The organism is Streptomyces sp. NPDC058646, from assembly GCF_042716875.1.
GTDB lineage: Bacteria > Actinomycetota > Actinomycetes > Streptomycetales > Streptomycetaceae > Streptomyces.
On the sequence record NZ_JBHXRK010000010.1, the window covers coordinates 179,411 to 198,610 of the forward strand.

The 19,200-nt window shown below is 71.0% G+C and carries 18 protein-coding genes; 7 read left to right on the forward strand and 11 right to left on the reverse strand.

The window, feature by feature from the left end:
* Positions 1 to 88 precede the first annotated feature (88 nt).
* The 3 genes from ACFWUZ_RS15025 to ACFWUZ_RS15035 all read right to left on the reverse strand — a co-directional run bounded on the left by ACFWUZ_RS15025 (position 89) and on the right by ACFWUZ_RS15035 (position 3,556).
* Positions 89 to 286, reverse strand: a complete 198-nt coding sequence (locus ACFWUZ_RS15025; protein WP_384372095.1) for a CstA-like transporter-associated (seleno)protein — start codon at positions 284 to 286, stop codon at positions 89 to 91.
* Entirely contained in the window at positions 283 to 2,481 is a 2,199-nt protein-coding gene (locus tag ACFWUZ_RS15030; protein WP_384372097.1) for a carbon starvation CstA family protein, read from the reverse strand. The genes ACFWUZ_RS15025 and ACFWUZ_RS15030 overlap by 4 nt, the downstream gene beginning before the upstream one ends.
* A gap of 310 nt (positions 2,482 to 2,791) precedes the next feature.
* On the reverse strand, positions 2,792 to 3,556 hold the full coding sequence (locus tag ACFWUZ_RS15035) for a GntR family transcriptional regulator (protein ID WP_384372227.1): 765 nt from the start codon (positions 3,554 to 3,556) through the stop codon (positions 2,792 to 2,794).
* 289 nt (positions 3,557 to 3,845) lie between these two features.
* Here ACFWUZ_RS15035 and ACFWUZ_RS15040 point away from each other — a divergent pair, with 289 nt between their 5' ends.
* The 4 genes from ACFWUZ_RS15040 to ACFWUZ_RS15055 all read left to right on the forward strand — a co-directional run bounded on the left by ACFWUZ_RS15040 (position 3,846) and on the right by ACFWUZ_RS15055 (position 8,559).
* A complete protein-coding gene (locus ACFWUZ_RS15040) occupies positions 3,846 to 5,129 on the forward strand; it encodes an extracellular solute-binding protein (protein WP_384372099.1) in 1,284 nt (427 codons plus the stop codon).
* A gap of 76 nt (positions 5,130 to 5,205) precedes the next feature.
* The gene (locus ACFWUZ_RS15045) at positions 5,206 to 6,201 is read left to right on the forward strand and encodes a carbohydrate ABC transporter permease (RefSeq protein ID WP_384372101.1); all 996 of its coding nucleotides are present in this window, start codon (positions 5,206 to 5,208) and stop codon (positions 6,199 to 6,201) included.
* On the forward strand, positions 6,198 to 7,070 hold the full coding sequence (locus tag ACFWUZ_RS15050; protein WP_384372103.1) for a carbohydrate ABC transporter permease: 873 nt from the start codon (positions 6,198 to 6,200) through the stop codon (positions 7,068 to 7,070). The genes ACFWUZ_RS15045 and ACFWUZ_RS15050 overlap by 4 nt, the downstream gene beginning before the upstream one ends.
* Before the next feature lie 7 nt (positions 7,071 to 7,077).
* Positions 7,078 to 8,559 (forward strand): glycoside hydrolase family 3 protein, encoded by a 1,482-nt coding sequence (locus tag ACFWUZ_RS15055; protein ID WP_384372105.1) that lies wholly within the window; start codon positions 7,078 to 7,080, stop codon positions 8,557 to 8,559.
* A gap of 69 nt (positions 8,560 to 8,628) precedes the next feature.
* Here ACFWUZ_RS15055 and nagB read toward each other — a convergent pair whose 3' ends face one another.
* Positions 8,629 to 9,414: a glucosamine-6-phosphate deaminase gene (gene nagB / locus ACFWUZ_RS15060; RefSeq protein ID WP_384372107.1), complete on the reverse strand. Its 786-nt coding sequence runs from the start codon at positions 9,412 to 9,414 to the stop codon at positions 8,629 to 8,631.
* Between the two features lie 805 nt (positions 9,415 to 10,219).
* Here nagB and ACFWUZ_RS15065 point away from each other — a divergent pair.
* Positions 10,220 to 11,689: a sensor histidine kinase gene (locus tag ACFWUZ_RS15065; protein ID WP_384372229.1), complete on the forward strand. Its 1,470-nt coding sequence runs from the start codon at positions 10,220 to 10,222 to the stop codon at positions 11,687 to 11,689.
* A 193-nt stretch (positions 11,690 to 11,882) separates the two neighbouring features.
* On the opposite strand, the gene ACFWUZ_RS15070 is transcribed toward ACFWUZ_RS15065, so the two are convergent.
* Complete coding sequence (locus ACFWUZ_RS15070) at positions 11,883 to 12,140, reverse strand: WhiB family transcriptional regulator (RefSeq protein WP_003953983.1); 258 nt, start codon at positions 12,138 to 12,140, stop codon at positions 11,883 to 11,885.
* 318 nt (positions 12,141 to 12,458) lie between these two features.
* On the reverse strand, positions 12,459 to 13,424 hold the full coding sequence (locus tag ACFWUZ_RS15075) for a diacylglycerol/lipid kinase family protein (protein ID WP_384372109.1): 966 nt from the start codon (positions 13,422 to 13,424) through the stop codon (positions 12,459 to 12,461).
* Positions 13,425 to 13,507: 83 nt separating this feature from the next.
* Between ACFWUZ_RS15075 and ACFWUZ_RS15080 the strand changes: the two genes are divergently transcribed.
* On the forward strand, positions 13,508 to 13,951 hold the full coding sequence (locus ACFWUZ_RS15080; RefSeq protein WP_384372111.1) for a hypothetical protein: 444 nt from the start codon (positions 13,508 to 13,510) through the stop codon (positions 13,949 to 13,951).
* A 25-nt stretch (positions 13,952 to 13,976) separates the two neighbouring features.
* On the opposite strand, the gene ACFWUZ_RS15085 is transcribed toward ACFWUZ_RS15080, so the two are convergent.
* The 3 genes from ACFWUZ_RS15085 to ACFWUZ_RS15095 form a co-directional block, all read right to left on the reverse strand.
* The gene (locus tag ACFWUZ_RS15085; RefSeq protein WP_384372231.1) at positions 13,977 to 14,981 is read right to left on the reverse strand and encodes an RNA polymerase sigma factor SigF; all 1,005 of its coding nucleotides are present in this window, start codon (positions 14,979 to 14,981) and stop codon (positions 13,977 to 13,979) included.
* Between the two features lie 17 nt (positions 14,982 to 14,998).
* Positions 14,999 to 15,412: an anti-sigma regulatory factor gene (locus ACFWUZ_RS15090; protein WP_030153599.1), complete on the reverse strand. Its 414-nt coding sequence runs from the start codon at positions 15,410 to 15,412 to the stop codon at positions 14,999 to 15,001.
* Between the two features lie 212 nt (positions 15,413 to 15,624).
* Complete coding sequence (locus ACFWUZ_RS15095; protein WP_384372114.1) at positions 15,625 to 15,885, reverse strand: UBP-type zinc finger domain-containing protein; 261 nt, start codon at positions 15,883 to 15,885, stop codon at positions 15,625 to 15,627.
* 54 nt (positions 15,886 to 15,939) lie between these two features.
* Here ACFWUZ_RS15095 and ACFWUZ_RS15100 point away from each other — a divergent pair, with 54 nt between their 5' ends.
* A complete protein-coding gene (locus tag ACFWUZ_RS15100; RefSeq protein WP_384372116.1) occupies positions 15,940 to 17,520 on the forward strand; it encodes a Na+/H+ antiporter in 1,581 nt (526 codons plus the stop codon).
* A 60-nt stretch (positions 17,521 to 17,580) separates the two neighbouring features.
* Here the strand turns inward: ACFWUZ_RS15100 and ACFWUZ_RS15105 are convergent, their stop codons facing one another.
* Together ACFWUZ_RS15105 and ACFWUZ_RS15110 are read right to left on the reverse strand one after the other, a co-directional pair.
* Complete coding sequence (locus ACFWUZ_RS15105) at positions 17,581 to 18,492, reverse strand: 1-aminocyclopropane-1-carboxylate deaminase/D-cysteine desulfhydrase (protein ID WP_384372118.1); 912 nt, start codon at positions 18,490 to 18,492, stop codon at positions 17,581 to 17,583.
* 27 nt (positions 18,493 to 18,519) lie between these two features.
* The gene (locus ACFWUZ_RS15110) at positions 18,520 to 19,110 is read right to left on the reverse strand and encodes an N-acetylmuramoyl-L-alanine amidase (RefSeq protein ID WP_384372120.1); all 591 of its coding nucleotides are present in this window, start codon (positions 19,108 to 19,110) and stop codon (positions 18,520 to 18,522) included.
* Positions 19,111 to 19,200: the final 90 nt, after the last annotated feature.

The following is a 19,200-nucleotide window of genomic DNA, read 5'->3' on the forward strand; positions in this document are numbered from 1 at the left end:
CACCGACCGAGGACTCCTCGAGGACTGGGTGCGCTGCACGTGCCGAAGGCCCACCGCGGGATGCGGCGGGCCTTCGGCACGGGCGGTCTCAGCAGCAGCGGAAGCCCTCGCGGGGGTCCGCCTCGCGGGAGTCCGTACGGGCGCGTTCGAAGGCGCGCCGGGTCAGGACCTGCGCGGCCGGGTCGTGGGAGCGGGCGTGGGCGACGTACCGGTCGTATGCCGCCTCGCCCGAGAACTCCCGCAGGTAGAACCAGGCCTTGGCCAGGGTCCCGCGCAGGCCGCTCATGAGGACACCGGCTCCTTCACCGCGCCGCCGCCCGAGTCGAGCCCGGCCGCGGCGAGTTCCGCCCGCTCCTCGGCCGTCGGGACCAGCCCGGCCGGGGCGACGATCTTCGACTCCGTCCACGGGACCTCGGACAGCTTCACGGACTCCGGGTTGCTGATGGCCTTGAAGCAGGTCCGGGCCGCGTCCAGCAGCACGACGATGATCAGGACCGCGAACAGGACCGACAGGACGCCGTCCACCGTGGCATTGGTGACCACGGTGTGCATCTCATCCATGTTCTTCGCGGGCGGCAGCACCTTGTCGGCGTCGATGCCGGCCTGGTACTTGTCGCGCTGCGCGAAGAAGCCGACCTTCACGTCCTCCGAGAAGATCTTCTGGTAGCTCGCGGTCAGCGTGACCGCCACGTCCCACGCCAGCGGGACACCCGTCACCCAGGCCCACTTGAGCCGCCCGGACTTGACCAGCAGCGTGGTGCAGACCGCCAGGGCCACTGCCGCGAGCAGCTGGTTCGCGATGCCGAACAGCGGGAAGAGCTGGTTGATTCCGCCCAGCGGGTCCTTGATGCCCACCCACAGGAAGTAGCCCCAGCCGCCGACGACGACCGCGCTCGCCAGCCACACGCCCGGCTTCCAGCTGACGTCGCGGAAGGACTTGTGCACGTTGCCCAGGGTGTCCTGGAGCATGAACCGGCCGACGCGGGTGCCCGCGTCCACCGTGGTGAGGATGAACAGCGCCTCGAACATGATGGCGAAGTGATACCAGAAGGCCTTCATGCCGGCACCGCCGATGACCGCCGAGAAGATCTCCGCCATTCCGAGTGCGAAGGTCGGCGCGCCGCCCGTACGGGAGAGCAGGCTAGCCTCCTCGACGTCCTTCGCGGCCTGCGCGAGGGCCTCGGGGGAGATGGCGAAGCCGAAGTTCGTGACCGCCGCCGAGGCGCTCTCGACCGTGGTGCCGATGACGCCGGCGGGGGAGTTCACGGCGAAGAACAGGCCGGGCTCGATGATGGAGGCCGCGATCACCGCCATGACGGCGACGAAGGACTCGGTGAGCATCGCACCGTAGCCGATGACCCGGACCTGGGTCTCCTTCTGGATCATCTTCGGGGTGGTGCCCGAGGAGACCAGGGAGTGGAAGCCGGACAGCGCCCCGCACGCGATGGTGATGAAGACGAAGGGGAACATGGAGCCCGCGAAGACCGGGCCGTCCCCGCGGGCGGCGAACTCGGTCACCGCGGGCATCTTCAGGGTGGGCATGGCGATGACCACGCCCAGCGCGAGCAGCGCGATGGTACCGATCTTCATGAAGGTGGACAGGTAGTCGCGCGGGGCGAGCAGCATCCACACCGGCAGCACCGACGCGACGAAGCCGTACCCGATCATCCAGACGACCAGCGTCTCCTTCTCCAGGGTGAAGGTCTCGGCCAGCGAGGACTCGGCGACCCAGCCGCCCGCGACGATGGCGAGCAGGAGCAGCGCCACGCCGATGGCGGAGACCTCGGTGACCCGGCCCGGCCGCAGGACGCGGAGGTAGAAGCCCATGAAGAGGGCGATCGGGATGGTCATGCCGATGGAGAAGACGCCCCAGGGGGAGTGCGCCAGAGCGTTGACGATGACCAGGGCCAGCACCGCCAGCAGGATGATCATGATGGCGAACACGGCGACCAGGGCGGCGGCCCCGCCGACGGGGCCGATCTCGTCCCGGGCCATCTGGCCGAGCGAGCGCCCGTCGCGGCGGGTGGAGAAGAACAGCGTGACCATGTCCTGGACGGCGCCGGCGAAGATGACACCCGCGATGATCCAGATGGTGCCCGGCAGGTAGCCCATCTGCGCGGCGAGTACGGGCCCGACGAGCGGGCCGGCGCCGGCGACGGCCGCGAAGTGGTGGCCGAAGAGCACCCGCCGGTCGGTCGGGTGGAAGTCGACACCGTTGTCAAGGCGTTCGGCGGGGGTGGCCCGCGTCTTGTCCACCTTCAGGACGCGGTGCGCGATGAAGCGGGCGTAGAAGCGGTAACCGATCGCGTACGAGCCCAGCGCGGCGGCGAGCAGCCAGGCGGCCGAGATCTCCTCGCCGCGCGACAGTGCCAGCACGGCCCAGCCGACGGCCGCGATGGCGGCCACCAGCGCCCACACGGCGATCGACTTCGGGGTGAGGCCCGTGCGGGATGAATCGAGTGGTGCTGACGGCTCTGGCATGGTGCGTGTCCCCTCACTGATCACCTGTTGCAGTGCGCGGAAATCTAGGCGAGCGTCGCGCCCAACGTCACCCCCTGTCCGCATATCGGTATGGCAACACCTGGCTGTTCAGGGGAGTTCGGCGGTGTGCGGCGCAGGCGCGTGCGGTCGCTGCCGGCCCGCGGAGGACGGCGCGCAGGCGGCCCGGCCTCCGTGGGCGGGCCGGATCGGCGTACCCGCACGGCGGTCGGTCCGCCGCAGGGGTTCCGCATGCGGGAAGGGGCCGCCGGAATCCGGCGGCCCCTTCCCCTGTGTTCCTGATCGCGGCCGGTCAGACGGCCGGGCGCTTCAGGCGGGCGACGAATTTGTACCGGTCGCCGCGGTACACCGAGCGCACCCATTCCACCGGCTCTCCCTCGGCGTCCAGGGAGTGGCGGGAGAGCATCAGCATCGGCAGTCCGACGTCCGTGCCGAGCAGTCCGGCCTCGCGCGGGGTGGCCAGCGAGGTCTCGATCGTCTCCTCGGCCTCGGCCAGCCGGACGTCGTACACCTCGGCGAGGGCGGTGTAGAGGGAGGTGTACTTGACGAGCGAGCGGCGCAGTGCGGGGAAGCGCTTGGCCGACAGGTGGGTGGTCTCGATGGCCATCGGCTCGCCGCTGGCCAGGCGCAGCCGCTCGATGCGCAGCACCCGCCCGCCGGTGGCGATCTTGAGCAGGCCGGCGAGGGTGTCGTCGGCGGTCACGTAGCCGATGTCCAGGAGCTGGGAGGTCGGCTCCAGGCCCTGGGCGCGCATGTCCTCGGTGTAGGAGGAGAGTTGCAGCGGCTGGGAGACCTTGGGCTTGGCGACGAAGGTGCCTTTGCCCTGGATCCGTTCCAGTCGTCCCTCTACGACCAGTTCCTGGAGGGCCTGCCGGACGGTGGTGCGCGAGGTGTCGAACTCGGCCGCGAGCGTGCGCTCCGGCGGCACGGGCGTGCCGGGCGGCAGGGTTTCGGTCATGTCGAGCAAGTGCCGCTTGAGCCGGTAGTACTTGGGAACGCGCGCCGTGCGAGTGGCTGCCCCGCCTTCCGGCTCCGTGATCGCCCCTTCGGTGGCCATCGCCGCCCGCCTTCCCGACTCCAGTTTCGCTGCCGTCACCGGCTCCTCCGATATGTGCGGTCACATCGTGACACGTGCGGGGGGACAGGCCTTCTCTCTCCCCAGGTGTCGGTCCGATAACGGACCGAGCACCCGATCATTAGACCCTTGACACCCCTAAAGGTCTAGGCCAAGCTCCGGTTACTGGTCTAAACCAATATGGATCAGATCCCGGCCCCACGGCAGTACTTCGCGTATGTCACCGCGGCGGGCAAGGGAAGTGCAGGCAGGCATCCCTGAGGAGGGTGGCGTGAAGCGCAAGCTCATCGCGGCGGTTGGAGTCGCGGGCATGGTTATCGGCCTCGCGGCGTGCGGTGATTCCGGCAGCAAGGGTGGGGACGGCAAGGCATCCGGCGCCAAGGAGCTGACCGTCTGGCTGACGGTCGACGCCCAGAACAACTGGCCGGAGCTGGTGAAGGCGGCCGACGACGCCATCGTCGCCAAGTACCCGGGCCTCACGATCAAGCACGAGTACTACGGCTGGCCGGACAAGAACGCCAAGCTGGACGCCGTACTCGCCACGGACAAGGCCCCGGACGTTGTCGAGATGGGCAACTCCGAGATGATCGGCTACATGTCGACGGGCGCCTTCGCCGAGGTCGACCCGTCGAAGTTCGAGAACTCGGGCGCGTGGCTGGACGCCCTGAAGCAGTCCGTCACCTACGAGGGCAAGACGTACGGCGTCCCCTACTACGCCGGTGGCCGTGTCGGCACCTGGCGCAAGGACATCGCCGCCGAGGCCGGCGTCACCGCCGCCCCGAAGACCTGGGCCGAGTACACCGCCGCCCTGGACAAGATCCAGACCGCCAAGGGCGACAAGTTCAGCGCCCTCTACCAGCCCTCCCCGGACTGGTACGCGGCGATGTCCTACGTCTACGACGCCGGCGGCGCCATCGCCAAGAAGGACGGCGACAAGTGGAAGGGCACCCTGTCCTCCCCCGAGTCGCTGAAGGGGCTCAAGCAGTACAAGGAGCTCCTCGACAAGTACATGCACGCCGACAAGACCAAGGACGAGGCCGACCGCCCGGTCGTCTTCGGCCAGGGCAACTCCGCCGCGATCTTCGCCGCCGCCTGGGAGGGCGCCACCTCCGCCACTCCGGAGAACGACAAGGTCGGCGGGCTGAAGGACAAGCTGGAGAACTTCGTCCAGCCCGGCCCCAACGGCAAGAACCTGCCCGTCTTCCTCGGCGGTTCGGACCTGGCGATCCCGTCCAAGTCCAAGGCCAAGGACGTCGCCGCCGAGTGGATCGGCGCCTTCACCGGTGCCCAGGGCCAGAAGGGCCTGATCGGCAAGGGCAACCTGCCGAACAACAAGACGGACCTCGGCCCGCTGAAGGCCGACCCGAAGACCCAGGTGGCCGCCACCGCGGCCGAGTCCTCCTGGTTCGTCCCGACCGCCTCCGGCTGGGGTCAGATCGAGAAGGGCAAGGTCCTCCAGACCATGCTCCGTGACATCGGCACCGGCAACAAGTCGGTCGAGGACGCGGCCAAGGCCGCCGACGCCGAGATCGACAAGGTCATCAACACCAAGTGACCTGTAGTCAGCAGGGCCCCGCCGAACCGGCGGGGCCCTGCTGCCCGTCAAGAGAGGGACCCTCGAGGAGCGCGCGATGAGTGCCGCACAGACAACCACCGCCGACCTGCCGCCGGCGAAGCAGAAGACTGCCACCGGAGCCGGTAGGGGGAACCCGGGAACGCCCGGAAAGCCGGTGCGCAAGGGCCCCGGAGCCACTCCCTGGCTCCTGCTCGCACCGTGCCTGCTGGTCATCGTGCTCGTCATGGGATACCCGCTCTACAGACTGGTGTCCCTCTCCTTCCAGAGCTTCGGCAAGTCCGAGCTGTGGGGCTTCAAGGAAGCCGAGTTCGTCGGCTTCGACAACTTCACGAAGATCCTCGGTGACGGCGAGTTCTGGGCCGTCGTCCTGCGGACCGTGATCTTCGCGGTCACCGCGGTCGTCCTGACGATGCTCATCGGCATGCTCGTCGCGCTGCTGCTGCAGAAGGTCTCCGGCTGGGTCAAGGCGCTCATCAGCATCGCGCTCGTCGCCAGCTGGGGCATGCCCATCATCGTGGCCACCGCCGTCTTCAAATGGCTCTTCGACGCCGACTACGGCGTCCTCAACTACCTCATGAGCAAGCTCCCCGGCGTCGACATGGTCGGCCACAACTGGTTCACCAGCGGCCCCCAGGGCCTCGCGGTGATCATCCTGCTGGTGGTCTGGGGCGCGGTGCCCTTCGTCGTCATCACCCTCAGCGCGGGCCTGACCCAGGTGCCCAAGGAGCTGGAGGAGGCCGCCCGTCTCGACGGCGCCGGCGCCTGGGGCGTGTTCCGGCACGTCACCCTCCCCATCCTGAAGCCGATCATCGTCATGCTGACGACCCTCTCGGTCATCTGGGACATGGGCGTCTTCCCGCAGGTCTTCGTGATGCGCAACGGCAACCCCGAGGCCGAGTTCCAGCTGCTGACCACCTACTCCTACCAGCAGGCCTTCGTGGTCAACGACTACTCGGGCGGCTCCGCGATCGCCCTGGTGACCGTCCTGCTGCTGCTCGGAGTGGTCGCCGTCTACATGCGTCAGATGCTCAAGATCGGAGAGGTGGAATGACCGTGACCACCACGTCCACCGCGACCCCGCCCGTCGCACGCCTGAAGCAGAGGAAGAAGTCCAAGCTCGGCTGGAACCTCCTCGGTCTGCTGGTCTTCGTCACGGCGGGCTTCCCGGTCTACTGGATGCTGAACACGGCCTTCAAGCCGGCCAAGGACGCGATCGACCCGAACCCGCAGTTCTTCCCGCACACCTTCACCCTGGACAACTTCCGGCGCGCGCTCACCATCTCGGACTTCTGGGGTCCGGTCGGGCGCAGCATGATCGTCTCGCTCGTCGTGGTGACGATCGGCATCGTCGTCGGCATGCTGGCGGCGCTGGCCATCTCCCGCTTCGCCTTCCGCGGCCGCAAGATCGTGATCGTGGGCATCCTCGCCGTCCAGATGATCCCGCTGGTCGCGATGATCATCCCGGTCTTCCTGCTCCTGAACGACCTCGGTCAGTACGACAAGCTCACCGGCCTGATCATCACGTACCTGACCTTCATCCTCCCCTTCACCGTGTGGACGCTGCGCGGCTTCATCGTCAACATCCCCAAGGAGCTCGAAGAGGCGGCCATGGTCGACGGCTGCACGCCGACCGGCGCCTTCATGCGCGTGGTCTTCCCGCTCCTGGCCCCGGGCATGGTCGCGACCTCCGTCTACGGCTTCATCCAGGCGTGGAACGAGTACCTCTACGCCCTGATGCTGATGAGCCAGCAGAACCAGACGGCCACCGTCTGGCTCGGCAACTTCACCACCAAGAACGGCACGGAGTTCGCGCCGATGATGGCCGGTTCCACCATGATGGCCGTCCCCATCGTGGTCCTCTTCCTCATCGTCCAGCGCAAGATGGCCGCGGGCCTCACCGCCGGCGCCGTGAAGGGATGACGCCGTCATGACTGTCCTCGCGCACCGCTCAGACACGGTGACCCGCGACGCGCTCGCCGTCCTCCAGCCCGGCTTCGAGGGCACCATCGCCCCGGCCTGGCTGCTCCGCCAGGTCGGCGAGGGCCTCACCGCCGTCGGCCTCTTCGGCCGCAACATCGCCTCGCCCGCGCAGCTCGCCGCGCTGACCGCGCAGCTGCGCGCCGAGCGGGACGACGTGCTCGTCGCCATCGACGAGGAGGGCGGCGACGTCACCCGCCTGGAGGTCCGGGGCGGCTCGTCCTTCCCCGGTAACCTGGCGCTCGGCGCCGTCGACGACATCGCCCTGACCCGCGAAGTGGCCCGGGAGCTGGGCCGCAGGCTCGCCGAGTGCGGGGTCAACCTCAACTGGGCCCCGTCCGCGGATGTCAACTCCAACCCGGACAACCCGGTCATCGGCGTACGGTCCTTCGGAGCCGACACCCACCTCGCCGCCCGGCACACCGCCGCGTACATCGAGGGCCTCCAGGCCGCCGGCGTCGCCGCCTGCACCAAGCACTTCCCGGGCCACGGCGACACCAACGTCGACTCGCACCACGCGCTGCCCCGCATCGACGCGGACCTGGACACCCTCCAGGCCCGCGAGCTGGTCCCCTTCCGGGCGGCCGTCGAAGCCGGCACCAAGGCCGTGATGAGCGCGCACATCCTGGTGCCCGCCCTCGACCCGACCCGCCCGGCCACGCTCAGCCCGCAGATCCTGACCGGCCTGCTGCGCAAGGAGCTCGGATACGAGGGCCTGATCGTCACCGACGGCATGGAGATGAACGCCATCGCCGGGACGTACGGCATCGAGCGCGGGTCGGTCCTGGCCGTCGCCGCCGGAGCCGACGCGATCTGCGTGGGCGGCGGACTCGCCGACGAGGCGACCGTCCTGCGGCTGCGCGACGCGCTCGTCGCGGCCGTACGCGAGGGCTCGCTCCCCGAGGAGCGGCTCGCCGACGCCGCCGCCCGGGTCCGCGCACTGGCCGAGTGGACCCGCCGGGTACGGCCGGCCGCGCTGCCGGAGGGGAGTGGGGCGTCCGGCATCGGCCTGACGGCGGCCCGCCGGGCCCTGGTCATCACCGGGCGGGCCAGCCGGATCTCCGCCCCCTACGTGGCCACCCTCGCGCCCGTCGCGAACATCGCGGTGGGCGACGAGACACCGTGGGGCGTGGCCGCGGAACTGGCCGGACTGCTCCCGGGCACCGGGTCGGGGGTCTACCCGGAGGGCTCCGCCGCCGGTGACGTCCTGGCGGCAGCGGGGGACCGTACCGTCGTCGCGGTGGTCCGCGACGCGCACCGGCACCGGTGGATGACCGAGGCCCTCGACGCCCTGGTCGCCGCGCGGCCGGACACGGTCGTCGTCGAGATGGGCCTGCCGCGTGCCGAACCGTGCGGCGCGCTGCACATCGTCACGCACGGGGCCTCCCGCGTCAGCGGCCGTGCCGCCGCCGAGATCATCGCCGGCGTGTAACCCCCGCACGGCGAAGGACCGGACCCCCGCGGGGGTCCGGCCCTTCGCCGTGTCGGCGTACCGGTACCGCTACAGGCCCTGCCAGGCGGGCTTGTTGGCGTACGCGTGGCGGAAGTAGTCCGCCAGCTTCAGCTTCGAGGCGGCCGCCTCGTCCACGACGACGGTCGCGTGGCGGTGCAGCTGGAGCGCGGAGGCCGGGACCAGCGCGGAGAGCGGGCCCTCCACGGTCTGCGCGACGGCCTCGGCCTTGCCCTCGCCCGTGGCCAGCAGGACCAGGTGGCGGGCGTCGAGGATGGTACCGATGCCCTGGGTGATGACGTGGTGCGGCACCTGGTCCAGGTCGTCGTCGAAGAAGCGCGCGTTGTCCACGCGGGTCTGCTCCGTCAGCGTTTTGATGCGGGTGCGGGAGGCGAGGGAGGAGCAGGGCTCGTTGAAGCCGATGTGCCCGTCCGTGCCGATGCCCAGCAGCTGGAGGTCGACGCCGCCGGCCGCGGCCAGGGCGCGGTCGTAGGCCTCGCAGGCGCCGACGAGGTCCTCGGCGGAGCCGTCGGGGCCCATGAAGGCGTCTTCCGTCAGGCCGAGGGGCTCGACGACCTCGCGCAGCACCACGGCGCGGTAGGACTCCGGGTGCCCGGACGGCAGGCCGACGTACTCGTCGAGCTGGCAGATCCGGGCCCGGGAGACGTCGACCTGGCCGGCCCCGACCTTGGCGGTGAGGGCCTCGTAGACGGGCAGCGGGGTAGAGCCGGTCGCCACGCCGAGCAGGGCCTCGGGCTTGCGGCGGACCAGGGCGGCCATGGCCTCCGCGATGAGCTCGCCGCCTGCCTTGGCGTCCGGGACGATGACAACTTCCACGCGGGGCCTGCCGATCTGGAGTGGTGGTGTGGTATAGACCAATCTAGCAGAGGTGGCCGCCTTCCGGAGGGGTCCCGCCGCTATCCATGGTGATCCCGCTCCCCGCCTCCGGCCTCCCGGCAGGGCTTCGCCGGCGGGCGCCGCGGGAGGGCCGTTGCGGCCTGCCGGTGGCCCGCCGGCGGCGTCACCGGGGGTCCGTAGCGCGGCCGCGGCGTGGCCTGGCGCGAGGAGCGTCGCGCGGCGGGCGGCGGTGATGTGGGTCCCGGCGTCCGGCCGTGAGGTGCGCGGGTGGGCCCGTGGCATCGCGGAGGTCGCGCGCGGCCGTGTTCCGGCGGGCTCGGGGTGGGGCTGCGGACGAAGCGGAGGGGGCGCGCGCCGGCGGCGGACGAAGCGGAGGGCGGGCGCGGCGGGCCGTGCGGGCCTGGCCTGCGGGGCGGGGGAGGGGCCTGGTCCGGCCCGGGAATTCCTCTGGGCCACGGTGCCCGACGGGACCCTCAACCCGTCCGGCACCGTAGCCCGGAGTACTTTCGGCCGTCGGGTGTGCGGTTCCCGGCGGCCGGGGGGAGGTTCCTGCGCGGTCAGGGCAGAGCGCGCGGTTACCTCGATCCGTCCTCCTGTGCGGGGAGGGCGGAAGCTTTGCTCAATTGTGGACTAGACCAATCTGTTCTGTCTATCCAATGACGGGGCCTGGAATCCCGTCACTTCCTCCAACAGTACGCGGCTCGCGCCCCTCCTGGATACTCCTGCGTATTCCCGTGGGGAAAGTCATGCACCGTACCCGGGGTACGCTCGCCACGTGCCCTCCATGAACGACCTCGTCCGCCAGCACACCGCTCTCAGTGAAACCGAACTGGAGTGGCTCCACCTGCTGGTCTCGGAGTGGCAGCTGCTCTCCGACCTCTCCTTCGCCGACCTCGTGCTGTGGGTGCCCACCCTCGACGGCACGCGGTACGTCTCGGTCGCCCAGATGCGGCCCAACACCGGCCCCACCTCGTATCAGGACGACATGGTCGGCCACCTGGTGCCCCGCGGACGCCGCCCGCTGCTCGACGCCGCGCTCGACGAGGGCCGGATCGTGCGCGAGGGCGATCCGGAATGGCGCGAGGAGGTGCCGGTCCGCGTCGAGTCGATCCCGGTCCGCCGCGAGGGCCGGGTGCTGGGCGTCATCGCCCGCAACACCAATCTGCTCACTGTGCGTACACCGAGCCGGCTGGAGCTGACCTACCTCCAGTCCGCCTCCGACCTGGCCCAGATGATCGCGGCGGGCTCCTTCCCCTTCCCCGGCCAGCAGGTCGACATGGACGCCTCCCCGCGCGTGGGCGACGGCCTGATCCGCCTCGACGCCGACGGGGTGGTCACGTACGCCTCGCCGAACGCGCTCTCCGCCTACCACCGCCTCGGCCTCGCCTCGGACCTGGTGGGCCAGCACCTGGGCGACACCACCACGGAACTCGCGCCCTCCCGCGGCCCCGTGGACGAGGCCCTGGTCAAACTGGCCAGCGGCTGGGCTCCCAGGGAGACCGAGGTCGAGGGGAACGGCGGGGTGATCCAGCTGCGCGCCATCCCGCTCAAGCCCAAGGGGATCCGGATCGGCTCCCTGGTGCTCTGCCGGGACGTCACGGAACTGCGCCGTCGCGAACGTGAATTGATCACCAAGGACGCGACCATCCGGGAGATCCACCACCGGGTGAAGAACAACCTCCAGACCGTGGCCGCACTCCTGCGGCTCCAGGCCCGCCGGATGGATTCGGAGACCGGCCGCGAGGCGCTCAACGAGGCCGTGCGCCGTGTGGGTTCGATCGCGATCGTGCACGAGACGCTGTCTCAGAACCTGGATGAGCGGGTCGAGTTCGACGAGATCGCCGACCGCGTGATCGCGATGGTCTCGGAGATCTCCCCGGGCAAGGTGGACTGCCGCCGCACCGGCCGCTTCGGGATCCTGGACGCGGAGGTCGCCACTCCGCTGTCGATGGTGCTGACCGAGGTGCTGCAGAACGCCCTGGAGCACGCCTTCACCGCGGGGGAGGGGGGCACCGTCGAGGTGTCCGCGACCCGCACCGGTTCGGGCCGCGCCGACGGCCGGCTGATGATCACGGTGCTCGACGACGGCTGCGGTCTGCCCGAGGGATTCGATCCCCAGCGGGCCGGCAACCTCGGGCTGCAGATCGTACGGACCCTCGTGGAGGGAGAGCTCGGCGGGACGTTCGACATGGTCCGGGCGCAGCCGCGCGGCACCAAGGTCGTGCTCGACCTCCCGTCCAGCCCGCAGAAGTAGCCCCGCGCCGACCGCCCGGTCGGTCACGCACGGTGACGTCCGGGCGGGACCCGCGGCCGGACAGCACTGAACCCCGGATCCGGGGTCACCCTCAGCGGTAGCTGGGGGAGGCCCCGGATCCGGGGTTCAAGAGCACGTTGCCAAGCGCTTATACGGGTACTACGCGCTGCGCGTCGAGGCTCAAAAGTCGTTGTCAGGCGCTGGCGTTGCGCGCCCGGTTGCGAGCGGCGCGGCGCTTCATCGCACGGCGCTCGTCCTCGCTGAGACCGCCCCAGACGCCGGAGTCCTGACCGGACTCGAGCGCCCACTGGAGGCACTGCTCCATGACGGGGCAGCGGCGGCAGACGGCCTTGGCTTCCTCGATCTGCAGCAGCGCAGGACCGGTGTTGCCGATGGGGAAGAACAGCTCGGGGTCTTCCTCACGACAAACGGCGTTGTGACGCCAGTCCATGGCTGCTACCTCTCTTGTGTGACATGCACGTTGCTTGTGAATGTGAACGCTTTCACGAATCCCCTCGTGAGGGAAGGGCCGACGCCCAGTTGCCCGGTGCGGTCCGTGATTCGTGGAGGGGTTCTGGCGATCTGTGTGGGTGCCGGGTTTTGCGGGCTGTCCCGATCGCCATGTAGAGATTCGCAAACCTCGGACGGGGATACAACCCCTTCCGGAAAGTTTTTTTTGATTCGTCGGTGTCGACTAGGTCACAGCCCTACTTCCTAGGGGTGGACCGGCGTGTAAACGTTCGAGTGAAAGGCCTTTAGGCCCTTCCACTCACACAATCACACGCAGTGCCCGGCGAACGCCTGTGAACCGAACGCTGGTGCGCAGTCCGAGGTGGTCGCCGTCCATCTGGAAGGGGAGCGGCACCTTCGAATGCAAGGTGAAGTCGGTCAAATCGTGCAGAGACACCGCGTGCTTGCCGTGGGGGCCGCGCTCAGGAGTGGAGGTCAGGAGCTGTGTCGCGTACCGGGCGACCGCCGGAGTTGACAAACGATTGAGGGCCAGTACGTCAAGCGCAGTATCGAACGACGCCTCCGGGGAGGCGTACAGCGGGCGATTGCCCAGATACGTCCACGGCGAGGTGTTGCACACTATCGACAGCACCAGGTCCCTCACCGGATCCGCGCCGGGGCGCTCCAGCGTCACCGTGCCGTGCCGGCGGTTCGGCTCCTCCCAGAACTGCCGCACGAGCTGTCGTACGTAGAGCGCGTGCGTCGAACGCTTGCCGCGCTCCCGCTGCTGCTCGACCCGCCCCACCACACCCGCGTCGAAACCGAAGCCGGCGCAGAAGGTGAACCAGCGGGCCGGGACCGACTCGTCCTCCGTGCCGGGGGTCCCCGCCGCCAGACCCAGCCCCACCGTCCGCTCGCGCTGCTCCCGCAGTGCGTCCAGCAGGGCGCCGGTCGCCTCGACCGCGTCGTTGGGCAGACCGAGGGCCCGCGCGAACACATTGGTGGAGCCGCCGGGAACCACCGCCAGCCGGGGCAGCCGCTCCGGGTCCGGCCCGTTGTGCAGCAGACCGTTGACCACCTCGTTGACCGTGCCGTCGCCGCCCAGCGCCACCACCAGGTCGAGCCCCTCGTGCGCGGCCTTGCGCCCCAGGTCCCGGGCGTGCCCCCGGTACTCGGTGGTCACCGCCTCCAGCTTCATCTCGCTGGCCAGGGCGTGGACCAGGACGTCACGCGTGCGCGCACTGGTGGTCGTCGCTGCTGGATTGGCCACGAGAAGTGCACGCATGAGCGCCAGACTACCCACCCCGTGGTGCACCGACTCTACTGCCCGTCCCCTCCGGCTCCCGGGCGGGCGGCTACGCTGCTGGGGTGAGTGAGAAGCAGCCCCAGAACGCCCCCGCCCCCGCCGCCGACGGGCCCGCCGCGCTGCCCCGCAGGCTGACCGCGGCCGCCGTGCTCACCGCCCTGGAAGGGCTGGCGCTGGCCGGTCTCGGCGTCTACATGCTGGTCGTGGGCTTCGCCGGCGACCCCGACTCCGTACGGCAGGCCGAGACCGGCGGGATCACGCTGCTCGCCCTGGCCGCGCTGCCGCTCGTCGCGGCCCGGGGCCTGCGCCTGGGCCGCCGCTGGAGCCGCGGCCCGGCGCTGATCACCCAGCTGATGGCCCTGCCGGTGGCCTGGACCCTCTTCAACAGCGGCGGCGCCCTGATGACCGCTGCCGCCGTCGCGCTGGCCCTGGCCGCGGTGGCCGTCGTGGCCCTGCTCGTGAACCCGACGTCGACCGAGGCCCTCGGCATGGGGCCCGCGTCCTAGACGCGGGCCGCCGCCGACCGGACCGTCACTCCTCGACGAGGAGCTTCTCGCGGAGCTGGGCCAGGGTGCGGGCCAGCAGGCGCGAGACGTGCATCTGGGAGATGCCGACCTCCTGCGCGATCTGTGACTGGGTCATGTTGCCGAAGAAGCGGAGCAGCAGGATCCGCTTCTCCCGGGGAGGCAGCCCCTCCAGGAGCGGCTTCAGGGACTCGCGGTACTCGACGCCCTCCAGGGCCTCGTCCTCCGCACCCAGGGTGTCCGCGACCGCCGGCGACTCGTCGTCCGTGTCCGGGACGTCCAGCGAGAGCGTGCTGTAGGCATTGGCTGATTCCAGCCCCTCCAGCACCTCCTCCTCGGAGATCCCGAGCCGCTCCGCCAGCTCGTGCACCGTGGGGGAACGGCCGTGCTGCTGCGACAGCTCCGCGGTGGCCGTGGTCAGCGAGAGCCGCAGCTCCTGCAGACGCCGGGGCACCCGGACCGCCCAGCCCTTGTCCCGGAAGTGCCGCTTGATCTCACCGACCACCGTCGGGGTGGCGTAGGTGGAGAACTCGACCCCGCGGTCCGGGTCGAACCGGTCCACCGACTTGATCAGGCCGATCGTCGCCACCTGCGTCAGGTCGTCCAGCGGCTCCCCGCGGTTGCGGAACCGCCGGGCCAGGTGCTCGACCAGCGGCAGGTGCATCCGGACGAGCCGGTTGCGCAGCTCCGCCTTCTCCACCGACCCGTCGGGCAGCGCCCGCAGCTCGATGAACAGGGCCCTCGCACCGCTGCGGTCGCGCGGATCCGGCAGCGCCGGGGTCACCGGGAACACCGGCACCGGCGGCGCCGCCGCAGCGGCCTCCTCGGCCGGTGGTGCCGGTGGCTGTGGTTGGTCGTGCTGGTTCTCGCTCATAGGGCCCGCCCGTCGCTCCGCCGAGTCCAAAAGGCCGTCTTCCGCATCCGCGTCAGCCGGGTGCGGCCGGGCGTGCTGCTGCTCCGGGATGCCGCCGTCGACCTCGTGCCGCACCGGGGGCCGATCCCCGCCCCGCACCGGGACCTCCCCGCCGCTCACGCCGGGCCTGGTCCTGCGCCGCGCTGTTTGTAGAGACTGATGCTCACCGTCCGGTCCTCCTCGACCGTCGACTCGACCTTGCCGGCCAGCGCCGACAGAACGGTCCAGGCGAACGTGTCGCGCTCCGGCGCACGGCCGTCCGTGGTCGGCGCCGAGACGGTCACCTCCAGCGAATCGTCCACCAGCCGGAAGACGCAGCTGAGGACGGAGCCCGGCACGGCCTGCTGGAGCAGGATCGCGCAGGCCTCGTCCACCGCGATGCGGAGGTCCTCGATCTCGTCGAGGGTGAAGTCCAAACGTGCTGCGAGGCCGGCCGTGGCCGTCCGCAGCACCGACAGGTAGGCACCCGCAGCGGGCAGCCGGACTTCCACGAAGTCCTGGGTCCCGGGCTCGCCTGCGATCTGGGACACCCTCACCTCCAAGGTGGTACGAGCTGTGTTCGCCGGTGACGCTATCGCGATCCGGGCGATCGTGTCGCGGCACCCCTCATGGCGCCCGCTGGGAGCGCCGGACCGGCCGAGTTCTACCCGGTGACTGATGGTAAGCCCACGGGAACGCACAGTGGCTAGAGGTCGGCGGGTCCAAATCGGGGGAACCGGCGGAGGGTTGACCTACCCCCGCCTCAGACGATCGAACCGTCCACGAAGCACCAACGCCAGGTCTCGCCCGGTTCGAAGCTGCGCATCACCGGATGGCCGGTCTGACGGTAGTGCGCCGTGGCGTGCTTCAGGGGGGAGGAGTCGCAGCAGGCCACGTATCCGCACCCGAGGCAGAGCCGCAGCTGTACCGGGTGGCTGCCCACCGCCAGACATTCGGGGCATGTCTGGGCACTCGGGACGGGCTCGGGGCGCGGCAGTTCGGCAACGTGGGTGCACTCGCTCATGATGACGAGCGTACGACGCGGGGGCGCCGGGACGACGGATGAGGACGGGCTTCGATGGAGGTACTGACGCTGGTCGCGCTGGTGGCCGGGAGCGCGGCCGTCGCGGGCCTGGCCCGCCGGACGCCGGTGCCCGCGCCGCTCCTGCTGGTCGCGGCGGGGCTGGCCGCGGCGTACGTCCCGGGCGTGCCCACCTACGCCCTCGACCCGCACATCGTGCTGCCGCTGCTCCTGCCGCCCCTGCTGCACACGGCCGCCGTGGACAGTTCGTACCTGGACCTGCGGGCGAACATCAGGCCCATCGCGCTGCTGTCGGTGGGCTACGTGCTCTTCGCGACCCTCGCCGTCGGGTACGCGGCGTACCTCGTGGTGCCGGGCCTGTCGCTGCCCGTGGCGCTGGTGCTGGGCGCGGTGGTCGCGCCGCCCGACGCCGTGGCCGCCACCGCGATCGCCCGCAAGCTCGGGCTGCCGAACCGGATCACGACCATCCTCCAGGGCGAGTCCCTGGTCAACGACGCGACCGCCATCACCGCGTACAAGGTGGCCCTGGCGGCGGCCGTCGGGGTGAGCGCCGGCTGGGCGGGCGGGATCGCCGAGTTCCTGCTGGCCTCGGTGGGCGGGGTCGGGGTGGGCCTGCTGCTGATGGTCCCGATCCACCACCTGCGCACCCGCCTGAAGGAGCCCCTGCTCCAGAACACCCTCTCGCTGCTCATCCCGTTCGTGGCGTACGCGGCGGCCGAGCGGGTGCACGCCTCCGGCGTGCTGGCCGTGGTCGTCGTCGCCCTGTACCTCGGGCACCGGAACTGGCAGGTCGACTTCGCCACCCGGCTCCAGGAGGAGGCCGTGTGGCGGATGGTCGCCTTCGTCCTGGAGTCCGTGGTCTTCGCCCTGATCGGGCTCCAGCTGCCGGTCGTCCTCAAGGGGCTGGGGGAGTACGAGGGCCTGGCCGCCGCCTGGTACGCGCTCGCGGTGTTCCTCATGGTGGTCGTGGCCCGGTACCTGTGGGTGTTCCCCGCGACCTTCGTGCCGCGGTGGCTGTCCGAACGGATCCGCAGACGGGAGCCGGAGACCGACTGGAAGGCCCCGGTGGTCGTCGGCTGGGCCGGGATGCGCGGAGTGGTCTCACTGGCCATCGCCTTCTCCGTGCCGATGTCCGTGCCGCACCGGAACCTGATCCTCTTCCTGACCTTCACCACGGTCATCGGCACCCTGGTGGTGCAGGGGCTCACGCTGCCGCCGCTGATCAGGGCGCTGCGGCTGCCGCAGCGGGACCTGCACGCCGAGACCCTCGCCGAGGCGCAGGCGCAGAGCGAGGCCTCCCGGGCGGCGGAGGAGCGGCTCGCGGAGCTGCTGGAGGACCCGGCGAACGGCCTCCCGCCGCCCCTGGCGGACCGGCTCCGGACCGTCCTGGAACGGCGCCGCAACGCGGTGTGGGAACGGCTCGGCGAGGTCAACCCGGTCACCGGCGAGTCCGCGGACGACGTCTACCGGCGGCTCTCCCGCGAGATGATCGCCGCCGAACGGGAGGTCTTCGTCTCGCTGCGCGACCGCCGCCGCATCGACGACGAGATGCTGCGCGCGCTGCTGCGCCGGCTCGACCTGGAGGAGGCGGCCGCCTACCGCGAAGGCACTCCTTAGGGGCCGGGGCCGCCCCCCTGGCCGGCCGGGCCGGCAGGCCCCAGGGGTGTCCCCGCTGCGCTACGGTGCGACCGCCCCCCAGGGGCGGCCCGTGACGACCGCCGCGAGGGTGGTGCCGCGGGGGAAGGCGCCCGCCCCGGTGAGGGAGGCCAGGGCCCAGAGCAGCTTGGCCACGTAGATCCGCTCCACCGGGAGGCCGTGGCGGGCCTCGAAGTCCGCCGCGAAGGCCTCCAGCGGGGGCGGGACCCGGGCGTAGCCGCCGTGGTGGAAGTCCTCCGCCAGGCTCCAGTCGCCCGCCGGACCGCCGAAGGCCAGGCTCTGGAGGGAACGTATCTCCGCGCCCAGGAAGCCGCCCGCCAGGACCGGGACGCCCAGCGCCCGGCCGCCCGGGCCGAGCCCGGCCGCCAGGCCCGCCAGGGTGCCGCCGGTCCCGCAGGCCACCGCCACCACGTCCGCCGCCCCGCGCAGCTCGCGGCCCAGTTCCGCGCAGCCCTGGAGGGCGAGGGCGTTGCTGCCGCCCTCGGGGACCACGTACGCCCCCTCGCCCCCCGCCTCGGCCAGCAGCCGGGCCAGCGTGAGCGGCTCGGCCTTGCGGCGGTAGTCGGCGCGGGAGACGAAGTGCAGCCGCATGCCGTCCGCGGCGCACCGGGCGAGGGAGTCGTTGAGGGGCCGGCCGGCCAGTTCGTCGCCGCGCACGATGCCGGTGGTCCGCAGGCCCAGCAGCCGGCCGGCCGCCGCCGTGGCCCGCAGGTGGTTCGAGTAGGCGCCGCCGAAGGTGACGAGGCGGTCGTGGCCGCCCGCCAACGCGGCCCGCAGGTTCGGGGCGAGCTTGCGCCACTTGTTCCCCGGCAGCTGCGGGTGCACGAGGTCGTCCCGCTTCAGGAGGAGCCGTACGCCGTGCGCCGTGAACCGTTCGTCCGCCGCCTCGGTCAGCGGAGACGGCGGACGGGGGAGCAGTTCGGGGTGGGTCACCCCGTCATTGTCCCTGGTGGGGGCCGGTCACTTCAGGCGCTCGCCGACGCGCCGGCGCATCGAGTCCATCGTGAAGCCCTTCGGGTCGATCTTGCCCGGCTGCCATTCGAGGTGGCCGATGACCGAGCGGGCCGTCCAGCCGTGGACCCGGCAGACGGCGGCCGCCGCGCGGGCCATCGCGTCGAGCTGCACCGCCGGCCACGGGTCCTTGCCGTCGCCGAGGTTCTCGCACTCGAAGCCGTAGAAGTGGCGGTTGCCGTCGGTTTCTGCGCGGTCGTCCGGCGGGAGCCGCTTCTCGGCGATCACCGCCCGCAGGACGTCGGCGTCGCCGGAGCCCGCGTGGTTGGCGCGCCCGAAGCCGACCAGGTGGACCCGGCCGTCCTTGGTGATCACGCCGTGGCACAGCGGGCCGGGCAGGGCGGAATCCCCGTCGCGGCAGAGCGCGACGGTGGACGAGGTCCCGCGGGTGACGGTGTGGTGGAGCATCACCCCGTGCACGGGACCCCAGGGGCCTTTGTGGTTGCGGTTGTGGGTGCGCCAGGCGCCGATCTCGACGACGGTCAGGCCCTCGGCCCGCAATGCCTTGATGAACCGGTCCGCGGACATGGGTGCGGCCATGGCCGCCTCCTTCGTTGCGGTATGTGAGGAACACCCTGTGTGTTCGTCTCATTACGCTCCGGTGTAGTGGAGGTGGCCCCTCCGCGGCTA